Genomic DNA, 22558 nt, shown 5'->3' with positions numbered 1-22558 from the left:
TGCCATTCAAGGGATTAGCAATGGCAGACCATCATGACGACGTTCAACGGTTTCTCGCAGCAGGGCCTGACTTTTCTTCAACAGGTCCGACAGGAAAACAGCAAAGAGTGGTTTGACGACAACCGTACGATATATGATGAGACGCTGGTTGCCCCGTTTCGCGCGTTGGTCAATCATTTGAGCCTGACGATGCTACCGATCGACGATCAGTTTGAAATTCGTCCCGCCATTGGTAAAACCCTGTCGCGTATCCATCGTGATACCCGTTTTTCTCACGACAAATCCCGCTACCGCAGCCAGATGTGGCTGACGTTTAAACGCCCGCGTAAAGGCTGGACGGACGCGCCGGTGTACTTTTTCGAAATTGGCCCGGATTTCTGGCGTCATGGCTTGGGATACTACAGCGCCACGCGCGATACCATGGAGCTGTTTCGCCAGACACTGCGCGACAACCCGCAGACCTTTTTGGCAATGGCCGCGTGTCTGGCGCCTACGTTTACGCTGGAAGGCGAAAGCTATAAACGTCCACTGATCAAGGATCAGCCTGCGGAATTGGCGACCTGGTACAACCGTAAATCCTTCGCTGCCATGACCACGCGGCAAGATATGGACGCGCTGTTTTCTGCTGATTTGGTCACCACGCTGGCACAAGGTTTTCGCCAATTGGAGCCGCTGTATCGCTATCTGATGGGCATTGAGAGCATGAAGCGGCTGACGCCGGAACAGGATGAGGGAAGCTGGTCGAGCTTCCCGGCGTCAGCGCGTTTTGAACGTTAGGGCTTTTGCCGCATCATCACCATGTTGAACAGGTAGCTTTCACCCTGCGTATCAAACGTCGAGATGCGAATTTCGTCATCGCTCACGCAGGTAAACAGGATCTTGGTGGTGCCGCCAAAGCTGCTTTCCCGGCGGCCAATCGCCTGCGTATCACTCATCTGGCGGGCGGTAAACTCACCGTCATCCAGCCGGTTGGCGTAGCGGAACGCGACGGAAATGTTGCCGCTGATTTTCCCTTTTTCCTGCGTCATGTCCAAACCGACCGCATTATAGGGGGCTTTCTGATCGTACATTTCCTGAAAATAGCTGCCGAGGTTGTCGTATTCTTCCTTGGTGAGGTCCTGCAAATAATCCTCGTAGCTGAACGCCCCATGGAAACACCCGGTAGTTTTGATCGGAGTAATGGGCGTCGGTAACGCGTGCTGGGCCACCTGGTTGAGGTAGCGCAGCCGGTTAAGCTGCTGCTGATAGCGCTGGCGCAGGCAATCCTCATCCTGGCATTGGTTACGCGTGGTGAGCCAACTGCACTGAAACAGGTTTAATGCTTGTTCAAAGGGCTGGCTCTGTGTATAGGTGGTCAGCGCCGATCGTGCGGTCTTCCACTCCTGCGCCAGTTCATCATCCAACTGGCCGAGCAGCGGGCTTTGGCAAATCTGCTTTTCCTGTGCGCAGGTGGCATTGGCACAGTCGAACGAGACAGCCTGTGCATGAGGCACAAACGCGCAAGCCGCCAATGCCGCCACGGCAGAGAACACAGAGAGCTTCATAGGGGATCCTGTTTCATTCCTTTAGCAATTAGTGTTTGTTATACAGCCATCTGCGCTGCTCCGCCAGTCCAGTGCACCAACGTAGAGTGCCGTGACCGTTTAACACAATCTCTTCCTGTTGCCGATGTGTTAACAAGATAGCGGCATGTCCAGAATCGAAAACTGATATTCGCGACGGCGGAGTGACGTTAAGCTATTCAATAATTTTATCGGGTATTAGCCCGAGTGATGCGGTCTTATCAGGGATGTCTTGTGGTATTTCCTGCGAAAATGATTTGTCTCGCGGTTCACGTTCACCAGACATCAGGAGCAAATTCGTGACGGCAAGGCTGTAACGATAGAACATCCCCATGGTGAATCCCTTTCATTTTTAAAACGCAATGTTAAATGCAAAGTAAGAAAAATTAATGCAATTTAGACTAAGATTGCACTTGAAATAGTCTTTTTTGCATTATCAGCCACGAATATGTTGACTTATTTGTGATGCATAAAAATAGTATTGCAGTGAAGGATTAGCATACGTCTGAAAATAAAAGGAAATATTACCTCATTGGGCGGTTATTTTTCAGCTATGTCACGGTACTGAGTGTTGCATCGTCGCTATTGATGGCTGTGCAAACGTTGGCCGCCGAAACGGTAACCAGCAACGCGGATGTGATGGTGGTCATTGCACAGGACAAACAAAATACCGCGCTCCCCGCTGGTGGGATGATAGCGAAACAGAGTGCCGCCGGTACAAAAACGCAAATGCCGCTGGTAAAGACGCCACAATCAATTGCGGTGGTCACGCGCGCACAAATGGACAAGCAGCGGGTGAGATCCGTCTCCGATGCGTTTAATTACTCTGCCGGCGTGCTTCCAAATTACCGGGGCTCCTCTAACCGCAATGATGAAACCATCGTGCGCGGTTTTCGCTACGCGCCTAAATTTCTTGATGGGCTGAGCTTTGGCCTGATCGGGCAAGGTGCCGGTATTGGAAAGATCGACCCCTGGTTGTTAGAAGGCGTTGAATTGATTCGCGGCCCGGCGTCTGTCATGTATGGTCAGGTCGATCCTGGCGGTACGGTTATTATGACCAGCAAACGTCCCACGGCGGAAAAGATTCGCCACGTGCAGTTTAGTGCGGGTAACCAACGTTTTGGTGAAGCCGCGTTTGATTTCGGCGGTGTGCTAAGCGATGACAGCGCACTGTTATATCGCTTGAACGGGATAGCCAATACCCGGCAGCAATTTGTTAAAGATGCCAGACAACAACGCATCGCAATCGCCCCGGCGTTGACGTGGTTGCCCAATGCCGACACCAGTCTGACTGTACTGACCCGTTACCAATACGACCCTGAGGCAGGTTTTCGTAACTTCCTGCCCGCTTACGGCACGGTGTTTGCCACCAACGCCGGTTATATTCCTTACTCGCTGAATGTCAGCGATCCGAATTACCATCACTCAACGCGTGAGCAGAGCACTCCTTTAACAGGGCGATTTCTGTTCAACAGAATCTGCGCTACTCGCAGCTGCATGATAACTATAAATCCCTGGTTTACAGCACCGGCGGCAGCGCCACGGATACTAGGCTAACGCGTAACCAGCAACGCGAAAAAATAGATGCTGATGAATTGGGGATCGATACCCAATTGAAAGCAAGCTTCGTCACTAGCTCTGTGAACCATACCCTACTGGCTGGGTTGGATTATATCTGGCAGAAGCGTGACGCTAATTTGTGGCTCAATAGCGGAAGCCAGTACGATTTTGATTGGGCTCACCCTCACTATGGTGAGTCTTATCTGGAAAATGACAGTGACTTGCCCTTGGTACGCTGCGCGTTTAAAAAGCTCGATCAGGTAGGGCTCTATGTGCAGGATCAGGCGGTATGGCAGCAGTGGAACCTGCTACTCTCTGGGCGTCACGATTGGACAGAAATTCGTACTTACGAGAGCACGCTCAACAATGCCAAAAGGCAGTCGAATGATGATGATTTTACCGGTCGTGCGGCGCTGCTGTATGCGTTTGAGAATGGTTTTTCACCCTATATCAGCTACAGCACTTCCTTTGAGCCTAATCTGAACAGCAGCATTCCGGGGTCGGTACCCTTCAAACCCACAACCGGTGAGCAAACTGAAGTGGGGATAAAATTTCAGCCAGTGGGCCACAACACCTTGTTAACGCTATCGTTGTTTGACATCACGCAGAAAAATATCACGTCATGGAACAGCAAGCTCAAGTTCAACGAGCAAATTGGCAAAGTCGAATCACGAGGCGCTGAAGCGGAACTCCATACGCAAATCACACCCGCACTGAGCCTGATGTCGGCGTACAGTTATACGGAGGCGGAGACGAAAGAGAGCACCAATGCGAGCACGCCAGCGGAGAACAGGCCAGCGGAGACGCTACGCCATATGGCCTCCGCCTGGGGCACCTATTTTGTCCACAACGGCCCGCTGGGCGGGCTGACGGTGGGAACCGGTGTGCGTTACATCGGCAGCAGCTATGGCGATAACAAGGAAAGTTTCAGTGTGCCGCACAACATCCTGTATGACGCGATAGTGAGCTATGATTTGGGCTCAGCCTCGTCGCAGTGGAAAGGCGCGGTGTTGCAGATCAATGTCAACAACCTGACCGATAAGCATTATGTGGCCTCTTGCAGTAATAATGAAGCCTGCTTCTACGGCGTTGGACGCTAGATTATCGCGACGGTCAGCTACCGCTGGTAATCCCTCAAACACTGTCCTGCAAGATATGCCAGAACGCGGCAATCAATGGCTCATTGAGTCGCTTTTTCTGCACGCAAACGCCGAGTTCAAACGGTTCCATCGCTTGCTCCAGCAATACCGAAACGCGGTTACGCACTGGCTCTGGGCTGTTTTCCAGCACCACATCCGGGATCAGCGAGATGCCGCAGCCCAGTGCCACCATCGACACCATTGCCTCGTGCGCCGACACGGTGGCGTAAATCAGCGGATTGGCGATGTGGTGACGACGGAACCAGACATCAATACGTTTTCGCACCGGGCCGTGCTCGGGCAAAATAAACGGAATCTGTGCCCAGTCTGGATTGGGTTGCTGTACCATCGACTGCACCGGTGATGCCAGCGCTGGGGCAATCAGTACCAGGGGGATCTTGCCGATAGGCATAAAATCGATGGTGGTAGGTAAGGTTTCCGGGTGGCCCGCGATGCCGAGATCGGCTTCATTGGACTGCACTTTTTCCACCGCATCGGCGGCATCGCCAGTTGTCAGCTTGATTTCGACCAGCGGATGCTGGGCGCGGAAACGGTCGAGGATCGGCGGTAGATGGCTATAGGCGGCGGTCACGGAACAGAAAATGCGTAGCTCACCGCTCAATGAAGGCCCTCGTTGCCCAATGGCGTGGCGCAACTGCTCGTAATGCAGCAGCGTTTGCTGAGCAAATTGTTTCAATTGCTCACCAGCATCGGTCAGTTGTACCGTGCGGTTATCACGTAAAAACAGGGTTTACCCGACATCCTCTTCCAGTCGTTTGGCGTGACAAGGTTGACGGACTCAGGTGCATGGCTTTGGCGGTGCGCCCGAAATAGCGGCTGTCACACAGGTGCAGAAACAGTTTTAAATCTCGTAAATCCATGTGCGCACGGCCTCATTTTCGTCTTGCAGTTATTGCAATGTCATCTTGTTAATATATCAATTTAAGCAATACTTTTCCTGTCATATCATGAGGGCATTCAGGCTTCCCTGACAGGAAACCTCTTCTGAACACTCGCAATTAACAGATTAAACGGAGTTGTGCATGGCTAACTATTTCAACACTTTGAACCTGCGTCAGCAGTTGGCGCAATTGGGTGTATGTCGTTTCATGGGACGTGAAGAATTCGCAGACGAAGCGAACTACCTGAAAGGCAAAAAAGTGGTGATCGTCGGTTGCGGCGCGCAAGGGCTGAACCAGGGTTTGAATATGCGTGATTTCGGGCTGGATATTGCCTATGCGCTGCGTGCAGAAGCTATCGCGGAAAAACGTGCGTCATGGCGTAAAGCGACTGAAAACGGTTTTAAAGTTGGCACCTATGAAGAGCTGATCCCGCAGGCGGATCTGGTGGTGAACCTGACGCCAGACAAGCAGCACTCCGCTGTGGTTCAGGCTGTTCAACCGCTGATGAAGCAGGGTGCATCTCTGGGTTACTCTCACGGCTTCAACATCGTTGAAGTGGGTGAGCAGATCCGTAAAGACATCACCGTGGTGATGGTGGCGCCGAAATGTCCGGGCACCGAAGTACGTGAAGAGTACAAACGCGGCTTTGGCGTTCCGACGCTGATCGCGGTTCACCCGGAAAACGACCCGAAAGGTGAAGGCATGGCGATCGCCAAGGCCTGGGCTGCCGCTACCGGTGGTCACCGTGCGGGCGTACTGCAATCTTCTTTCGTTGCCGAAGTGAAATCTGACCTGATGGGCGAGCAGACCATCCTGTGCGGTATGTTGCAGGCCGGTTCTTTGCTGGGCTTTGATAAACTGGTTGCTGAAGGTACCGATCCTGCCTATGCGGAAAAACTGATTCAGTTCGGCTGGGAAACCATTACCGAAGCGCTGAAGCAAGGCGGCATCACGCTGATGATGGATCGTCTGTCTAATCCGGCAAAACTGCGTGCTTACGCGCTGTCTGAGCAGTTGAAAACGATCATGGCTCCGCAGTTCCAGAAACACATGGACGATATCATCTCCGGTGCGTTCTCCAGCGGCATGATGGAAGATTGGGCCAACGACGACATTAAACTGCTGACCTGGCGTGAAGAAACCGGTAAATCCGCGTTTGAAAATGCCCCGCAGTTCGACGGTAAAATCGCAGAGCAAGAGTATTTTGACCACGGCGTACTGATGATCGCTATGGTTAAAGCCGGTGTAGAACTGGCGTTCGAAACCATGGTAAGCGCGGGCATCATCGAAGAATCCGCTTACTACGAATCGCTGCACGAACTGCCGCTGATTGCGAACACCATTGCACGTAAGCGTCTGTATGAAATGAACGTGGTTATCTCTGACACCGCAGAATACGGTAACTACCTGTTCGCGAATGCCGCCGTGCCGTTGCTGAAACAGGCATTCATGGCTTCATTGCAAGCGGGCGACATAGGCAAGCCAGTGGCAGCCAGCAGCGTGGACAATGCGCAGCTGCGCGACGTCAATGATGCGATCCGCAACCACCCGATCGAAGCGGTTGGTCAGAAACTGCGTTGCTACATGAAAGACATGAAACGCATTGCGGTTGCAGGTTAAGAATAAACACATTACTTCGGCAATGAAAAAAGGCGCAACCGTGGTTGCGCCTTTTTTATGCGTGAAACACATGGTTCCTTAACGGCTTTGGAGGGCGCACGACCCATCAGGCTAACGATAAAGATCGCTAGGCTGGCAAAGAGAAAGCCGGGAATGATTTCATACAGATTAAACCAAGCATTCTGTTTCCAGATAATCACCGTGGCAGCCCCGATCAGCATACCTACCAGCGCGCCGTTACGCGTCATACGTGGCCACAGCAGGGAAATCAGGATCACCGGACCAAACGCGGCCCCAAAACCTGCCCAGGCGTAGCTGACAAGCCCCAACACGCGGTTTTCCGGGTTGGCGGCCAACACGATTGAAATGATGGCAATCAATAACACCATAATGCGACCGACCCAGACCAGCTCGCGCTGCGTAGCGCCGGGGCGGAAGAAGGGTCGGTACAAGTCTTCGGTAATGGCGCTGGAACAGACCAGCAGTTGACAGCTCAGGGTGCTCATTACCGCCTCCAGAATAGCGGAAAGTAACACACCAGCAATCCACGGGTTAAACAGCAGCATGGAAAGCTCAATAAATACCCGTTCAGCATTGTTGGTGACGTTGCCCGCTTGTTCCGGATGATTGCTGAAGTAGGCGATACCGAAGAAGCCCACGCTCACCGCACCCGCGAGACACAGGATTATCCAGGTCATACTGATGCGGCGTGCGCTGCGAATGGTATGGTGAGAATCAGCTGCCATAAAGCACGCCAGAATGTGCGGTTGTCCAAAGTAGCCCAGGCCCCAACCCAGCAGCGAAATGATGGCAATAACGTCCAGCCCTTTGAACATATCCAGATTGGCCGGATTTTTCGCCGCGATAACCAACAGGGACGTATCGATTCCATCCAGCGCCAGAATCACCATCACCGGTGTCAGGATCAAAGCGAAAATCATCAGCTTGGCCTGTACCGTATCCGTCCAACTGACTGCCAGATAGCCACCGATAAAGGTATAGGCGATGGTAGCGGCCGCACCGGCCCACAATGAGGTGGCGTAGCTCATGCCAAAGGTGCTTTCGAACAAGCGGGCACCCGCAACGATACCAGAAGCGCAGTAAATGGTAAAAACACCAGAATAATCAAGGTCACAATGACTCTCAGGATTTTTCTGGTGTCTTCGAAACGGTGTGTGAAATAGTCTGGCAAGGTCAGCGCGTTGTGGTTCACTTCGGTGTGAACGCGCAGATGGCCTGCAACCCAGCGCCAGTTGAGGTAAGCGCCGATAGTCAGTCCGATAGCGATCCAACTTTCAGAAATGCCGGAAATAAATATTGCGCCCGGCAACCCCATCAGCAGCCAGCCGTTCATGTCAGAAGCCCCCGCTGGAAGTGCCGTGACCACGCTGCCCATCCGGCGTCCACCCAGAATATAGTCGCCAAGGGTGGTGGTTGAGCGATAGGCGGCCAGGCCGATCAAGACCATTCCGAAGATATACACCAGAAAGGTCACCAGCATGGGTGTACTCATTGTCATTAGAATCTCCAAGTTAAAGCGCCCTGTCTATCCCCATCATGCTAGGGCATAAAGGCAAATCATATTGTTGGTATAACCTGACGGGAACGACGTCAGGTAAAGCGCAGTCTGCACGATTGCACATCCCTCGTGCAGCCTGTTTTTTCTTATAATGCAAAGCGTTAACGATTTGTTATATTTCCCTGCTACGCCAATGTTATACACTTGTTAACTGCATTGCATCTTATGGCAACTCGCGAAAACCAGGTTGCATAATCCGATAACGACGGCCAAGCTTCGAAGGCATACCTTCAACAAATCAACGTTATCCGATCCCTCACTATCGATGATTATCTTGGTTTCACTGGAGTGAAACGATAGGATTCTCCACTATAGCGGTAAAGCTTGACGATGCGACCCGCAATCGTATCGAACGTACAGCACAGCGCCTTGATCGCACATCGCATTGGTTGATTGAGCACGCCATTTTTTGTTATCTCGACGCCGTCGAGCGCGATGGTGAGGCTCCTGACATCACACCAGAGCAGGGTAAAGCATTTCAACGCGCGCCGGAGATTATGCCGCAATCTCGTCAGGAAGGAAGCTATCAGCCGTTTTTAGCTTTCACGCAAACGCTGTTACCCCGTTCACCACAGCGTGATGCTATCACGGCGGCATACCGCCGTTCCGAGGGCGAAATGGTGCCGTTACTGCTCGAGCGGGTAGAACCGATGGCATCAATGGCACCGGCAGTGCAGGCGCTGGCCTATCGGCTGGCGCAGACGCTGCGGCGTGAACAGCAGACCCATGGGCGAGCGGGACGGGTGCAAAGTTTGTTACAGGCCTTTTCCCTGTCATCGTCAGAGGGGATTGCGCTGATGTGTCTGGCGGAAGCGTTGCTGCGCATTCCCGATGCCTCAACGCGCAATGCGCTGATCCGTGACAAGATCAGCAGCGGAGACTGGCATTCCCATTTAGGGAAAGGGCAATCGCTGTTCGTCAATGCGGCGACCTGGGGACTGCTGATGACCGGAAAGCTGGTTGCGACGCACAGTGAAACGCGTCTGGCGCACACCCTGAAGCAACTGATTAACAAGGGGGCGAGCCGGTTATTCGATTGGGAATGGATCGCGTTATGCGCCTGATGGGGGAGCAGTTTTTTACTGACGAAACCATCGATGAGGCGCTGTCCAACGCGGAAGATCTGGAACGGCAGGGATTTCGCTATTCCTATGACATGCTGGGTAAAGCGGCCCTCACCGAGCAGGATGCGGAGGCTTACCTCGCGCTTATCAGCAGGCGATTCATGCGATTGGCAGGGCATCGCAGGGGCGAGGGGTGTATGAGGGACCAGGTATCTCCATCAAGCTGTCGGCGCTGCATCCACGTTATAGCCGCGCACAGTACGATCGCGTCATGGAGGTGCTTTATCCCCGTTTGTTGGAGTTGACGTTGCAGGCGATGCAGTACGACATAGGCATTAATATTGATGCGGAAGAAGCGGAACGGCTAGAGATCTCCCTCGATCTGTTGGAGCGGTTGTGTCATGAGCCTGCGCTGGCGGGGTGGAAAGGGATCGGTTTTGTGGTGCAGGCCTACCAGAAACGCTGCCCGTTTGTGATTGATTTCCTTATCGACCTGGCACAGCGTACCCAGCGACGCCTGATGGTGCGATTGGTGAAAGGTTACTACAGGGACAGCGAAATCAAACGTGCGCAAATAGACGGTCTGGAGGATTACCCCGTCTATACCCGTAAAGTCTATACCGATGTTGCCTATCTGGCCTGCGCTCGCCAACTGCTGGCGGCACCGGATGCCATTTACCCGCAGCTACCCACAATGCTCATACCCTGAGCGCGGTGTATACGCTGGCTGGTGACAGTTATTACCCTGGACAATATGAATTTCAATGCCTGCACGGTATGGGGGAGGCGCTTTATTCGCAGGTCGTCGGTCCCGAAGAACAGGGCAAGTTGGCGCGCCCCTGCCGGATCTATGCCCCCGTCGGCGCCCATGAAACCCTGCTGGCCTATTTGGTGCGACGTTTATTGGAAAATGGTGCCAACACCTCATTTGTTAACCGCATTGCGGATGCGGAGGTCCCGCTGGAGCAACTGATTGCCAGCCCGATAGCTGAAGTGCGGGCGCTGGCTTACAAAGAGGGGGGCTTCCGGCTGCCCGCATCCGCGAATTCCTCTACCCGCTCAGCTCTACGGTGCAGAACGTTGCAATGCGCAAGGCGTAAACCTGACCGATGAGCGCCGCCTGTAAATGCTCGCTGCGGCCTTAAGCGCCGACGCCGCGCAGGTACGGCATGCGGCACCGATTATGGTCGATGCATCATCGCCGCTGGCGGCTCGGCCAGTGATCAATCCGGCCCAACAGCACTATATCGTGGGGTACGTGTGTGATGCCAGCGAGGAGGATGTGCGCATTGCGTTGGGCCGTGTGGTGCAGGCCGCAGAACGGTTCTCGGCGGCGTCGCTTCCGCAGCGGATTGCCAGCCTGCAACGCGCTGCCAGCTTGCTGGAAGCGGCGTATCCGCAGTTCATCGGGTTATTGGTGCTCGAGGCGGGGAAAACCGTGCCAAATGGCATTGCTGAAATACGCGAAGCGGTGGACTTCTTGCGCTATTACGCACAGCAGTCTGCTACGGTGTCATTGGAACAAGTTTGCCCGCTGGGCGTGGTGGTTTGCATTAGTCCGTGGAACTTCCCGTTGGCCATTTTTACCGGGCAGATTGCTGCCGCACTGGCAGCGGGGAATGCGGTACTGGCAAAACCTGCGGAGCAAACGCCTCTGGTAGCCGCGTTGGCGGTGCAACTGCTGCATCAGGCTGGCATTGCGCCTGATGTGTTGCAACTGCTGCCCGGCGCTGGGGAAAGCATCGGTGCGGCGCTGGTGCGCGATGCGCGCGTCAATGGCGTGCTGTTTACCGGATCTACTGCGGTTGCCAAGAGCTTGCAGCGCACGTTGGCAGACCGGCTGGATGCGCACGGGCAACCTGCGGTACTGATCGCTGAAACCGGTGGGATGAATGCCATGATTGTCGATTCGTCCGCGCTGACGGAGCAGGTGGTCAGCGATGCTATGGCCTCCGCCTTTGACAGCGCAGGGCAACGTTGTTCAGCACTGCGTATGCTCTGTCTTCATGAGGACATTGCAGAAGCGACCTTGAACATGCTGCGTGGCGCCATGGTGCAGTTTCGCGTGGGCAATCCCGACAGTCTGGCGACGGACTGCGGCCCGGTGATCGACGATGAAGCCCGCGAACGGATCGAGCAGCATATTCACCTGATGCAGTCGGAAGGGCATTCGGTGTTTAAGGCGGCTTTCGGCGCACAGACGTGCCTGGCCTCATGGCGACAGGGCACTTTTGTATTGCCGACGCTGATTGAACTGGACCAGGTAGCCAGCTTGTAACAAGAGATCTTTGGTCCGGTGCTGCACGTGGTGCGCTATGCCCGCGAGGGGCTGGATACGTTGATTGAGGAGATCAACGCCCTGGGGTATGGGCTCACGCTTGGCGTCCATTCACGGATTGATGAAACCATTTCGCGTATCACGCAGCGGGCGCATGTGGGTAACCAATACGTCAACCGTAATATGGTGGGGGCTGTGGTCGGCGTTAAGCCATTCGGGGGCGAAGGGCTGTCCGGTACGGGGCCGAAAACGGGCGGGCCGCTCTATCTGCCACGCCTGCAGAGAACACCGCCTGGCCTACCCAGCGCGGCGAACAACGCATTGGGCGTCAATGCCACATTGGCGACGACGCCGGAACGCGCGGGGTTTGCACTACTGGTTGACTGGGCGCAACAACAGGGACGGCTGGCAGTGTTCGAGGCGGCGCAGCGCTACCGTGCCAGGGGCGCCGTCAGCGGTGTGATACGCCCGCTGGCGGGGCTTACTGGCGAACGCAATACCTATATGCTGACACCGCGCGATAATGTGTTGTGTCTGGCGCAGGAAAGCGACGATATTCTGCGCCAGTTTGCGGCGCTGCTGGCCGTGGGCAGTCACGCATTATGGCCTGACAGTGCAGCGTTACGTGAACTTGCCCGGAGTTTGCCACTGGAAGTGCAGAGCCGCATCCGTTTTACGCCGGAATGGCAACAGGAAAGTGAGCATATTGGCGCGGTTATCTGTCACGGCGAGAGCGACATGCTGCGTGAGGTTAATCAGCAGATTACGCAATGGACGGGAGCGATTATTCCTCTATTCGGCTGTGAACCCGGCAGTGACACGATCCCACTGGAGCGGTTATGGCATGAACGTGTACTCAGCGTGAATACGGCGGCAGCGGGGGGAAATGCCAGCCTGCTGATGATGACGGAGTAATCACTCCGTACGCGCCGCGCACACTGCGCGGCGCAACAACACAGAACGCCGGTTGCCAGAACGCTTAGTTGCGGTACAGCACCTTGATGATGTGATAGCCGAACTGGGTTTTTACCGGTCCAAAGGGTTTCAGCAACTCGCAGGAAAATACCGCCTTGTCAAAAGTGGGCACCATATCGCCCTGACGGAACTCACCCAGATTGCCCCCATCCCGTTTGGATGGGCAGCTAGAGTGCTTTTTAGCTAACTGCTGAAAGTCTGCCCCTTGCGCCAATTGGTCCAGTAGATCATTCGCCTGTTGTTCTGTATCGACCAGAATATGCAGTGCAGATGCCGTTTTCGCCATGGGAATACCTTTCATGTAATTAAGAAGCGTGAATTGAACAGGCCTCACGCCGACGCCGATGGCTGGCAATGTAGCACGATGCATGCCTGATGTGGATCGGTAAAGGCGAATCCGGCCATCAAGATCTGCGTGGCTTTCTGCTACAATCGGCTTCCGTTTTTATTGCGAGTTGAACGTCATGCGCCTGAATCCCAGTCAACAACATGCTGTCGAATTTGTCACCGGCCCTTGTCTGGTGCTGGCTGGCGCGGGATCAGGCAAAACGCGCGTTATCACCAACAAGATTGCTCATCTGATCCGTCAGTGCGGCTATCAGGCGCGTCATATCGCCGCGGTGACCTTTACCAACAAGGCCGCGCGTGAAATGAAAGCACGCGTGGCGCAGACCTTAGGCCGCAAGGAGACGCGTGGGTTGCTGATCGCCACCTTCCACACCCTGGGGCTGGAGGTCATTAAACGGGAATATGCCGCGTTGGGCATGCAGGCGAACTTCTCGCTGTTTGACGATCAGGATCAGGCCGCACTGCTCAATGAACTGACGGAGACCTGGTTGGAAGGGGATAAAACCCAGCTACAGCAGTTGACCTCCACCATTTCCAACTGGAAAAACGATCTGATGAACCCGGCGCAGGCGGCGGCATCGGCGCAGTCGGAGCGTGATAAGCTGTTTGCGCACTGTTATGGCCTGTATCACGACCACTTACGCGCCTGTAACGTACTGGATTTTGACGATCTGATCCTGTTGCCAACGCTGCTGTTCAAGCGCAATGAAGAGGTGCGTGAGCGCTGGCAAAACCGCTTGCGCTACCTGCTGGTGGATGAGTATCAGGACACCAACACCAGCCAGTATGAGCTGATTAAACTGCTGGTTGGTGCACGTGCGCGCTTTACCGTGGTCGGCGATGACGACCAATCCATCTACTCTTGGCGCGGTGCCCGTCCGCAAAACCTGGTGCTGCTTTCACAGGATTTCCCTCAGCTTGAAGTGATCAAGCTGGAGCAAAATTATCGTTCTTCGGGCCGTATTCTCAAAGCGGCCAATATCCTGATCGCCAATAACCCACACGTATTTGAAAAAAAACTCTTTTCGGAATTGGGTTACGGCAGTGAATTGAAGGTGATCACCGCCAACAACGAAGACCACGAGGCGGAACGGGTGGTGGGCGAACTGATTGCCCATCACTTTATCAACAAGACGCAGTACAGTGACTATGCCATCCTCTATCGTGGCAACCATCAGTCGCGACTGTTTGAAAAGATGCTGATGCAAAACCGCATTCCCTATCGCATCTCCGGCGGTACCTCCTTCTTTTCTCGTCAGGAAATCAAAGACCTGTTGGCCTATCTGCGCGTTTTGACCAACGCGGATGACGACAGCGCCTTTCTGCGCATCGTCAACACCCCTAAGCGAGAAATCGGCCCCGCGACGCTACAGAAACTGGGGGAATGGGCCAATGTGCGCAACAAAAGCCTGTTTACCGCCAGTTTTGATTTAGGGCTGGAAGCACACCTGTCTGGCCGTGGGTTGTCCTCACTACAACGTTTTACCCACTGGATGCGGGAAATTGCCCAGCAGGCTGAGCGAGAACCGATGGCGGCGGTGCGCGACCTCATTCACGGGCTGGATTATGAAAGCTGGCTGTATGAAACCTCAACCAGCCTGAAAGCGGCGGAAATGCGTATGAAAAACGTCAATCAGCTGTTTAGCTGGATGACGGAAATGCTGGCAGGCTCGGAGCTCGATGAACCGATGACGCTGACACAGGTGGTAAGGAGGTTCACCCTGCGCGATATGATGGAGCGCGGCGAAAGCGAAGAAGAGGTGGATCAGGTGCAACTGATGACCCTCCACGCCTCCAAAGGGTTGGAGTTTCCCTATGTGTATCTGGTGGGGATGGAGGAGGGACTACTGCCGCACCAGATCAGCATTGACGAAGACAATGTCGATGAAGAGCGTCGCCTGGCGTATGTCGGTATCACACGGGCGCAGCGTGAACTGATTTTTACCCTGTGTAAAGAACGTCGCCAGTATGGCGAGCTGGTGCGGCCAGAACCCAGCCGTTTCTTGCTGGAACTGCCGCAGGACGATCTGCAATGGGAAACAGCGCGCAAAGTGGTTAGCGCGCAAGAGCGGATGCAAAAGGGGCAAAGCCATCTGGCGAATCTGCGCGCGCAGCTGGCGAAGGCGCGCGATAAGGAGTAATGCCGCTGTTACGGCGCGGCTTCCTCAATCACCAATGGCCAGTGGGCATAGCCCTGCCAACGGCTTTCCTGCTCCAGCGCTTCTGCGCGCAGGGGATGGGCAGCCAGCCAGCCAGCAGGTAGCTGGATGTGCAGGGTATCGCCGTCCGCTCGCAAGATGCTGTCAGGCAAGGTGTCATCACGGCGACGGCTGGCGAAAATAATCGCCAGTCGCAACAAACGGCATAAGCGCTGCGCAGGCAGTACGGGTACGGCGTTTTGCTGATTCAATGACTGAAGATCGAGCGCACCACTCTGATTTAACACCAGAATAGCCAGCAGTTTTTTCTGTGCCGGTGTGAAACCGGGAAGATCGCTGTTGCGTATGAGATAGGCGGCGTGTTGCGGAGCATTGCGAAAATCAATGGCCAGACCGATTTCATGCAGAAAACCGGCGCTGTGCAGCAACTCGCGACATCGGTGATCCAACGGCCAATCCTGCGCCAGTTGATGCAGGAAATTGTCGGCTAATGTGCTGACGCGCTGGCCCTGTTCACCGTCTAACAGGTAGCGGCGTTGCAGATTGAGCAGCGTGCGCTGGCGAATATCCTGCTCTACGGGCAGGTGCAGCATCCCGTATACCAGGCCTTCGCGCAGTGCGCCACCGGCCAATGTCATGCTCTGAATGCCAAGCTCCTGGAAAATCGCCAACAGAATGGACAATCCGCTGGGGAATACCAGCGCCCGCTCTAACGTCAGGCCGTCAATTTCCAGCTCTTCCAGCTTATGGCACTCGATGGCATGCTCTTTCAGGGCGCGCAGCTTGTCGAGCGTAATGTGCTCGTCCATGCACGCAGCCACCATAATCTCTTGCAACGCTTGTACGGTGCCGGATGCGCCCACGCACACTTGCCACCCCTGCGCACGCAGTTGGGCGGCCACGGGGCGTATCATGTCACCGGCAGCCTGTTCAGCACGGGCAAAATTTTCCGCTGTCAGGGTGCGGTCGCTGAAATAACGCTCCAGCCAGGTCACGCATCCCATGGGCAAACTGAGTAACTGTGTGGCCTGTGCGGCGGTTCCGGTCGCCAGTTCGGTACTGCCACCGCCGATATCCACCACCAGGCGTTGTTCCGGGCCGCCAGTGGTATGGGCCACGCCCTGGTAAATCAGGCGCGCTTCCTCTTCACCGCTGATGACTTGAATTGGCAAACCCAGGATCTGCTGCGCCTGCGCCAGAAATTCATCGGCATTGGTGGCAAGCCGCAGGGTCGCCGTCGCGACAACGCGGGTTTGCGTCTGAGGGATATCCTGCAAGCATTCAGAAAACAGGCGTAAGCACTGCCAGCCGCGCTGCATGGCTTCCTGTGACAAGCAGTTATCACGATCCAGTCCCGCAGCCAAACGCACTTTACGTTTAATGCGCGCTAGCGTTTGAATGCTGCCAGCGCTTTCCCGCACCACCAGCATATGGAAGCTGTTCGAGCCTAGATCGATCGCCGCATACAGCGAGGAAGCGTTTAGCATGGATGCTTAACTCGGTCTTTTACGGTTGCCGCGCGGTGAGCTGCTACGACGTGGCGGGCCACTGCTGATGCGCGTGCGGGGCAAGCGCTTCGGCGCGGGCAGATTGGTCATCAGCGCATCGCTATCGTATTTGCTTACCGGGATTGAATGGCCGGTATATTGCTCAATAGCGGGCAGGTTTAGCGTATACTCCTCACAGGCCAGGCTGATGGAGAAACCGCTGGCACCAGCACGTCCGGTACGGCCGATGCGGTGCACATAGTCTTCGCAATCGTCCGGCAAGTCATAGTTGAATACGTGAGTGACAGACGGAATATGCAGACCGCGCGCCGCAACATCGGTGGCGACCAGAATATCCAGGTTGCCCTGCGTGAAGTCATCCAGAATGCGCAGGCGTTTTTTCTGCGCTACGTCGCCAGTCAGCAGACCCACGCGATGGCCGTCCGCAGCCAGATGACCCCAGATGTCTTCGCAGCGGTGCTTAGTGTTAGCGAAGATGATGCAACGGTCCGGCCACTCTTCTTCCAGCAACGTTTGCAGCAGGCGCATTTTCTCTTCGTTTGACGGATAGAACAGCTCTTCCTTGATGTGGTGCCCGGTTTTCTGCTCCGGCTCCACTTCAACGTACTCAGCGTTGTTCATCTGTTCAAACGCCAACTCACGCACACGGTATGACAGCGTGGCGGAGAACAGCATGTTCAGGCGCTGCGTTACCGGCGGCATGCGGCGGAACAGCCAGTGAATATCTTTGATAAAGCCCAGATCGTACATTCTGTCGGCTTCATCCAGCACCACAACCTGAATGGCACCAAGGTTAATATGATTCTGCTTGGCGTAGTCGATCAAGCGGCCTGTGGTACCGATCAGGATATCAACACCCTGCTCCAGCACTTTAAGCTGCTTATCGTAACCGTCTCCGCCGTAAGCCAGACCCAGTTTCAAGCCTGTCGATTCTGCCAGCGCCTGTGCATCCGCGTGGATTTGCACGGCCAACTCGCGAGTGGGGGCCATGATCAGCGCGCGCGGCTGGTTGGTTTGACGCTCTGCCGAAGCAGGGTGCGACAAGAGATAGTGGAAAGTAGACGCCAGAAATGCCAGCGTCTTGCCAGTTCCGGTTTGCGCCTGACCCGCGACGTCCCGACCATCGAGGGCGAGAGGTAGTGCGAGTGCCTGGATGGGCGTGCAGTTATAAAACCCTTTATTTTCAAGAGTTTTGATCACCTGCAGGTGCAGCGCGAAGTCGGAAAACTTCTGTTCAGTCAAGTGTGTTTTGCTCATAGTGTGGTAGAATATCAGCTAACTATTGCTTTACGAAAGCGTATACAGTGAAATAAAGTCAAGCTTTGTTGGTTAATGCTACACCAACTCGCTAAAGATAATCCTGCGGAGTAAAAAATGAGCGATAAAATTATTCACCTGACAGACGACAGCTTCGAAACGGACGTATTGCAGGCCGAAGGGGCAACACTGGTTGATTTTTGGGCCGAATGGTGTGGTCCCTGCAAAATGATCGCTCCCATTCTCGATGAAATCGCTGATGAATTCGAAGGTCGCATCACCGTTGCCAAGCTTAACATTGATGAAAATCCGGCTACTGCGCCGAAATACGGCATCCGTGGCATCCCGACCCTGCTGCTGTTCAAGAACGGTGAAGTGGCGGCAACGAAAGTAGGCGCGCTGTCCAAAGGACAGTTGAAAGAGTTTTTGAACACCAATCTGTAATGCCTGATAGATTTATCAACGCTATTTCATCGCACAAAGCGGTCAGTGTGGATTTCTCGTATTGACCGCTTGCCGCACGTCATGAAGCGTGCTAGATTCATCAGCACTGCATATCGTACTTGCCTATGTTTAAGCCTCACAGGCTTGAGCCTGAAAGTTTGAATCTATAGCATTACTCGCTGTCCATACCTTAACACTGCCCGTTCGTGACAACAAATCGCACAAACACGGCATAAGAATCCGTAGCGTGGTCAGGCAATCTAAAAGTATTACATTAATTGGTTTCAGGTGTCTTCGATCTCTTGCCGTCGTTTTGTATCGCGCTTGCGTGGTCAACGTGTAACACGTTCACGTATCAAGCCAAACAGAATGGTGTGATTGAGGGCGGTATATGATAGTGGCACGGTGACCCTTGCCATCCCATTCACGTTAATTGTTCGAGATTTACCCCGAGTTTAAGAACCCACCACTATGAATCTTACCGAATTAAAGAATAAGCCAGTTTCTGAGTTAATTACTCTTGGCGAAAACATGGGGCTGGAAAACCAGGCTCGTATGCGCAAGCAGGATATTATTTTCGCCATTTTGAAGCAGCACGCAAAAAGTGGCGAAGATATTTTCGGCGATGGCGTGCTAGAAATCTTGCAGGATGGTTTCGGTTTCCTCCGCTCCGCAGACAGCTCCTACCTCGCCGGCCCTGATGATATCTACGTTTCTCCCAGCCAAATCCGCCGTTTTAATCTTCGTACTGGTGACACCATTTCAGGCAAGATTCGTCCTCCCAAAGAAGGGGAACGCTATTTTGCCTTGTTGAAAGTCAACGAAGTCAATTACGACAAACCTGAAAACGCCCGCAACAAGATCCTGTTCGAAAACCTTACTCCGCTGCATGCCAACTCACGTTTGCGTATGGAACGCGGTAATGGTTCAACAGAAGACCTGACAGCACGCGTATTAGATTTGGCATCGCCGATTGGCCGTGGTCAGCGTGGTTTGATCGTGGCACCGCCGAAAGCCGGTAAAACCATGCTGCTGCAAAATATTGCGCAGAGCATCGCGTATAATCACCCTGATTGCGTGCTGATGGTGCTGCTTATCGACGAACGTCCAGAAGAAGTGACCGAGATGCAACGTCTGGTGAAAGGGGAAGTGGTGGCGTCTACCTTTGACGAGCCGGCCTCCCGCCACGTTCAGGTTGCTGAAATGGTGATTGAAAAGGCAAAGCGCCTGGTCGAGCACAAAAAAGACGTTATCATCCTGCTGGACTCCATCACCCGTCTGGCGCGTGCCTACAACACCGTGGTACCGGCGTCTGGCAAAGTGCTGACCGGTGGTGTGGATGCCAACGCCCTGCACCGTCCGAAACGCTTCTTTGGTGCTGCGCGTAACGTGGAAGAGGGCGGTAGCCTGACCATTATCGCGACCACGCTTGTAGATACCGGCTCGAAGATGGACGAAGTGATTTACGAAGAGTTTAAAGGTACAGGTAACATGGAACTGCATCTGGCGCGTAAAATCGCTGAGAAGCGTGTGTTCCCGGCTATCGACTACAACCGTTCCGGTACGCGTAAAGAAGAGCTGCTTACCACCTCCGAAGAGCTTCAAAAAATGTGGATCCTACGCAAAATCATTCACCCGATGGGCGAGATCGATGCAATGGAGTTCCTGATCAACAAGTTGGCGATGACCAAAACCAACGATGAATTCTTCGACATGATGAAGCGTTCATAAGCAGGCTGTGTTCTCGGGGAAAACGGCACGCGGGTCGTGGCGTTTTTTTTTAGGAACTTACCGACCTTTACACTACAGGGTGTTTTTCCAGAGTATTCTAGGATATCCCGGCGTCATGCTTTCCGTTATGGTACGCACTGATTTGATGGCGTCATCATAACCCCGTTGCGAGTGCTTGCTCTGTGCATGCCCGCGCGATACCGCCGGCCGCATAATGATGTTGTGGTGAACGGCCCTGTTATGGCGAACCATGCTTCGCCGTGGCAGCCTGCGGCGGCTTGTAGCCATAAACGGTAAACTTACTCGCTATGCGTCTAGAGTTATTATTGATTTTCTTGTTTTCTCTGACTTTTCTATTCTTGGCCCGTCGCGTGGCCGGGCCGTTGCGCCTTGTTGATCGTCCCAATCAGCGTAAACGTCACCAAGGTCTGATTCCGTTGGTGGGGGGTATTTCCGTTTATGCTGGCCTGTGCTTTACCTTCCTGGTCACCGACTATTACATTCCCCATTTCCGCTTTTACCTGCTGTGCGCCGGTATTTTGGTGTTTGTCGGGGCATTGGACGATCGCTTTGATATCAGTGTCAAAATCCGCGCGCTGGTTCAGGCGCTGGTGGCCATCGCCATGATGGTGTTCGCACATCTTTCATTGCGCAATCTGGGAGAGTTGTTTGGCCCGTGGGATATGGTGCTGGGGCCCTTGGGTTATCTGGTGACGCTGTTTGCCGTGTGGGCGGCCATTAACGCGTTTAACATGGTCGACGGCATCGACGGTCTGCTCGGTGGCCTTTCCGTGGTGTCGTTCGGCGCGATGGGTATCCTGCTCTACGGTTACGGTCATCACAATTTGGCACTGTGGTGCTTTGCCATGATTGCGGCCACGCTGCCGTATATCTTGCTCAACCTCGGTTTTTTTGGCCGCCGCTATAAAGTGTTTATGGGCGATGCAGGCAGCACCATGATAGGGTTCACTGCCATCTGGATCCTGATTCAATCCACGCAGGGCAAATACCATCCGATTAACCCGGTAACGGCACTGTGGCTGATCGCCATCCCGCTGATGGACATGGTTGCCATCATGTACCGTCGCTTGCGCCGAGGGATGAGCCCCTTCGCGCCGGATCGTCAGCATATCCATCACTTACTGATGCGCGCCGGGTTTACACCGCATCAGGCTTTTGTGTTGATCACCGTGGCCGCGGTGCTGTTGGCGGGTATCGGCATGGCCGGAGAGTATTTCTCTTTCATTCCTGAATGGGCCATGTTGGTGCTGTTTTTACTGGCCTTTGGGCTTTACGACTATTGCCTGAAACGGGCATGGCGCGTGGCGCGCTTTCTGAAACGCATCAAGCGTCGAACGCACCGTAACGACAATCATCGACACTCAACTTGAAACCACATCACTTTGGGGAAGTAACGAAACAAGAAAACCCTGCTAACGGAAACTCTGGCGAAGCCCATTACCGCGTGACGACTGCGGGTGCCGGTATTGAGAATGAACTGGACATTCGCGGCCTGTGCGGTGCGTTGTGGCGAGGCAAATTCTGGATTGCTGGCGTCACGCGGCTGGGCGGCTGGGCGGCTATTATCCGCAACAGCAGTTCTTACGTAATCTGGATGCCAAAGCTTTTGCATCGCTGCCGTCCGAGGCGCTGTCGGTGTCAGCCAAGGTTTACGACGAGTTTGTCATGCAGGTTGCCGCGTATGATACCCGGCGCGATTTCTGGCTACAGAGCGACTACTATAAATCGCATCAGGAAGGTGATGCCAAAGCGGATGCGGCCTTGCTGGACGAACTGATCGCCGATATCCAGTTTACCCCGCGTGACGACGGCAAAAAGACCTTCGACAGCGTGCGCCTGACCCCGGACAACGCGCCTGCCGCCAATCGCCTGTTGCGCGACTATATCGAGTTTGCCAGTCAGCGCGCCGCACTGCACCTTAACGGTGAGCTGAAAGGTGCCTGGGCAGCACGTAAGGTCTTTTTGCAGTCACAGATTCAGCGTCAGGAAGCGGTCGCGCAGGCTATTTTCGATCGCGATCTGAATAGCGTGAAGACGGCGCTAAAAATTGCGCAACAGCAGGGGATAAGCCGCAGCCAGACCGATACCCCCGCGGAAGAATTGCCGCCTTCAGAACTTTTCCTGTTGGGGCGTCCGATGTTACAGGCGCAATTAGAGTCCTTGCAGGCCAGTGGGCCGCGCTACAACATCGATTATGACCAAAATCGCGCCATGTTGGCGACATTAAGCGTTGAACCAACGCTTAATGTCGCATTGCAGACCTACCGTTATCTGCGCACGCCGTAGGAGCCGGTGAAGCGAGACAGTCCCGTCGCCTGTTCTTGATGGCGATGTGGGGCGCTATCGGTGCATTAACCGGGATGGGCATTGCATTGGTTCGCTGTAAACCTCAGCGGCGGATGGATTGACCG

11 protein-coding genes and 7 pseudogenes are annotated in these 22558 nt (G+C 54.3%); 12 read left to right on the top strand and 6 right to left on the bottom strand.

Annotated elements, in window-relative coordinates:
* Positions 1–30: 30 nt before the first annotated feature.
* The gene (locus CS369_RS18160) at positions 31–777 is read left to right on the top strand and encodes a DUF2461 domain-containing protein (protein WP_196908175.1); all 747 of its coding nucleotides are present in this window, start codon (positions 31–33) and stop codon (positions 775–777) included.
* Here the strand turns inward: CS369_RS18160 and CS369_RS18155 are convergent.
* Complete coding sequence (locus CS369_RS18155) at positions 774–1544, bottom strand: lysozyme inhibitor LprI family protein (protein WP_196908161.1); 771 nt, start codon at positions 1542–1544, stop codon at positions 774–776. The genes CS369_RS18160 and CS369_RS18155 overlap by 4 nt on opposite strands.
* A 606-nt stretch (positions 1545–2150) precedes the next feature.
* Here CS369_RS18155 and CS369_RS18150 point away from each other — a divergent pair.
* Positions 2151–4222, top strand: a pseudogene (locus CS369_RS18150) (TonB-dependent siderophore receptor).
* Positions 4223–4256: 34 nt separating this feature from the next.
* On the opposite strand, the pseudogene ilvY reads toward CS369_RS18150, so the two are convergent.
* Positions 4257–5142, bottom strand: a pseudogene (gene ilvY / locus CS369_RS18145) (HTH-type transcriptional activator IlvY).
* A 162-nt stretch (positions 5143–5304) separates the two neighbouring features.
* On the opposite strand from ilvY, the gene ilvC reads away from it, so the two are divergent.
* Positions 5305–6783, top strand: a complete 1479-nt coding sequence (gene ilvC / locus CS369_RS18140) for a ketol-acid reductoisomerase (protein ID WP_196908160.1) — start codon at positions 5305–5307, stop codon at positions 6781–6783.
* Between the two features lie 11 nt (positions 6784–6794).
* Here ilvC and putP read toward each other — a convergent pair.
* Positions 6795–8302, bottom strand: a pseudogene (putP, locus tag CS369_RS18135) (sodium/proline symporter PutP).
* A 356-nt stretch (positions 8303–8658) separates the two neighbouring features.
* On the opposite strand from putP, the pseudogene CS369_RS25320 reads away from it, so the two are divergent.
* The 4 genes and pseudogenes from CS369_RS25320 to CS369_RS25305 form a co-directional block, all read left to right on the top strand.
* A pseudogene (locus CS369_RS25320) lies at positions 8659–8739 on the top strand (hypothetical protein); the annotation flags it as partial.
* Between the two features lie 12 nt (positions 8740–8751).
* The gene (locus tag CS369_RS25315; RefSeq protein WP_374191081.1) at positions 8752–9426 is read left to right on the top strand and encodes a hypothetical protein; all 675 of its coding nucleotides are present in this window, start codon (positions 8752–8754) and stop codon (positions 9424–9426) included.
* Positions 9405–10539: pseudogene (locus tag CS369_RS25310) on the top strand (proline dehydrogenase family protein). Before CS369_RS25315 ends, CS369_RS25310 begins: the two are co-directional and overlap by 22 nt.
* Before the next feature lie 13 nt (positions 10540–10552).
* A pseudogene (locus CS369_RS25305) lies at positions 10553–12619 on the top strand (L-glutamate gamma-semialdehyde dehydrogenase).
* A 64-nt stretch (positions 12620–12683) separates the two neighbouring features.
* On the opposite strand, the gene ppiC reads toward CS369_RS25305, so the two are convergent.
* Positions 12684–12965, bottom strand: a complete 282-nt coding sequence (ppiC, locus tag CS369_RS18125; protein ID WP_196908159.1) for a peptidylprolyl isomerase PpiC — start codon at positions 12963–12965, stop codon at positions 12684–12686.
* Positions 12966–13143: 178 nt separating this feature from the next.
* On the opposite strand from ppiC, the gene rep reads away from it, so the two are divergent.
* Complete coding sequence (gene rep / locus CS369_RS18120) at positions 13144–15168, top strand: DNA helicase Rep (RefSeq protein ID WP_196908158.1); 2025 nt, start codon at positions 13144–13146, stop codon at positions 15166–15168.
* 8 nt (positions 15169–15176) lie between these two features.
* Here the strand turns inward: rep and gppA are convergent, their stop codons facing one another.
* Both gppA and rhlB read right to left on the bottom strand, forming a co-directional pair.
* On the bottom strand, positions 15177–16673 hold the full coding sequence (gene gppA, locus CS369_RS18115; RefSeq protein WP_196908157.1) for a guanosine-5'-triphosphate,3'-diphosphate diphosphatase: 1497 nt from the start codon (positions 16671–16673) through the stop codon (positions 15177–15179).
* 6 nt (positions 16674–16679) lie between these two features.
* Complete coding sequence (gene rhlB / locus CS369_RS18110; protein ID WP_196908156.1) at positions 16680–17951, bottom strand: ATP-dependent RNA helicase RhlB; 1272 nt, start codon at positions 17949–17951, stop codon at positions 16680–16682.
* A gap of 117 nt (positions 17952–18068) precedes the next feature.
* On the opposite strand from rhlB, the gene trxA reads away from it, so the two are divergent.
* The 4 genes and pseudogenes from trxA to wzzE all read left to right on the top strand — a co-directional run bounded on the left by trxA (position 18069) and on the right by wzzE (position 22555).
* Complete coding sequence (trxA, locus tag CS369_RS18105; RefSeq protein WP_196908155.1) at positions 18069–18395, top strand: thioredoxin TrxA; 327 nt, start codon at positions 18069–18071, stop codon at positions 18393–18395.
* Between the two features lie 471 nt (positions 18396–18866).
* Entirely contained in the window at positions 18867–20126 is a 1260-nt protein-coding gene (gene rho, locus CS369_RS18100; RefSeq protein WP_196908154.1) for a transcription termination factor Rho, read from the top strand.
* A gap of 308 nt (positions 20127–20434) precedes the next feature.
* Positions 20435–21517: a UDP-N-acetylglucosamine--undecaprenyl-phosphate N-acetylglucosaminephosphotransferase gene (gene wecA / locus CS369_RS18095; protein ID WP_196908153.1), complete on the top strand. Its 1083-nt coding sequence runs from the start codon at positions 20435–20437 to the stop codon at positions 21515–21517.
* 122 nt (positions 21518–21639) lie between these two features.
* A pseudogene (wzzE, locus tag CS369_RS18090) lies at positions 21640–22555 on the top strand (ECA polysaccharide chain length modulation protein).
* Positions 22556–22558: the final 3 nt, after the last annotated feature.

Source organism: Candidatus Symbiopectobacterium sp. 'North America', assembly GCF_015762685.1.
Taxonomy (GTDB): Bacteria; Pseudomonadota; Gammaproteobacteria; order Enterobacterales; family Enterobacteriaceae; genus Symbiopectobacterium.
The sequence above is the reverse complement of the archived record's forward strand: the minus strand, read 5'-3'. Positions and strand labels throughout refer to the sequence as shown.

What these genes read in the sequence shown, in the direction of transcription:
- wecA (WP_196908153.1), top strand. Translation starts at nt 20,435, where the DNA reads ATGCGTCTAGAGTTATTATTGATTTTCTTGTTTTCTCTGACTTTTCTA.
- CS369_RS18155 (WP_196908161.1), bottom strand. Translation starts at nt 1,544, where the DNA reads ATGAAGCTCTCTGTGTTCTCTGCCGTGGCGGCATTGGCGGCTTGCGCG.
- rhlB (WP_196908156.1), bottom strand. Translation starts at nt 17,951, where the DNA reads ATGAGCAAAACACACTTGACTGAACAGAAGTTTTCCGACTTCGCGCTG.
- ppiC (WP_196908159.1), bottom strand. Translation starts at nt 12,965, where the DNA reads ATGGCGAAAACGGCATCTGCACTGCATATTCTGGTCGATACAGAACAA.
- ilvC (WP_196908160.1), top strand. Translation starts at nt 5,305, where the DNA reads ATGGCTAACTATTTCAACACTTTGAACCTGCGTCAGCAGTTGGCGCAA.
- rep (WP_196908158.1), top strand. Translation starts at nt 13,144, where the DNA reads ATGCGCCTGAATCCCAGTCAACAACATGCTGTCGAATTTGTCACCGGC.
- trxA (WP_196908155.1), top strand. Translation starts at nt 18,069, where the DNA reads ATGAGCGATAAAATTATTCACCTGACAGACGACAGCTTCGAAACGGAC.
- rho (WP_196908154.1), top strand. Translation starts at nt 18,867, where the DNA reads ATGAATCTTACCGAATTAAAGAATAAGCCAGTTTCTGAGTTAATTACT.
- gppA (WP_196908157.1), bottom strand. Translation starts at nt 16,673, where the DNA reads ATGCTAAACGCTTCCTCGCTGTATGCGGCGATCGATCTAGGCTCGAAC.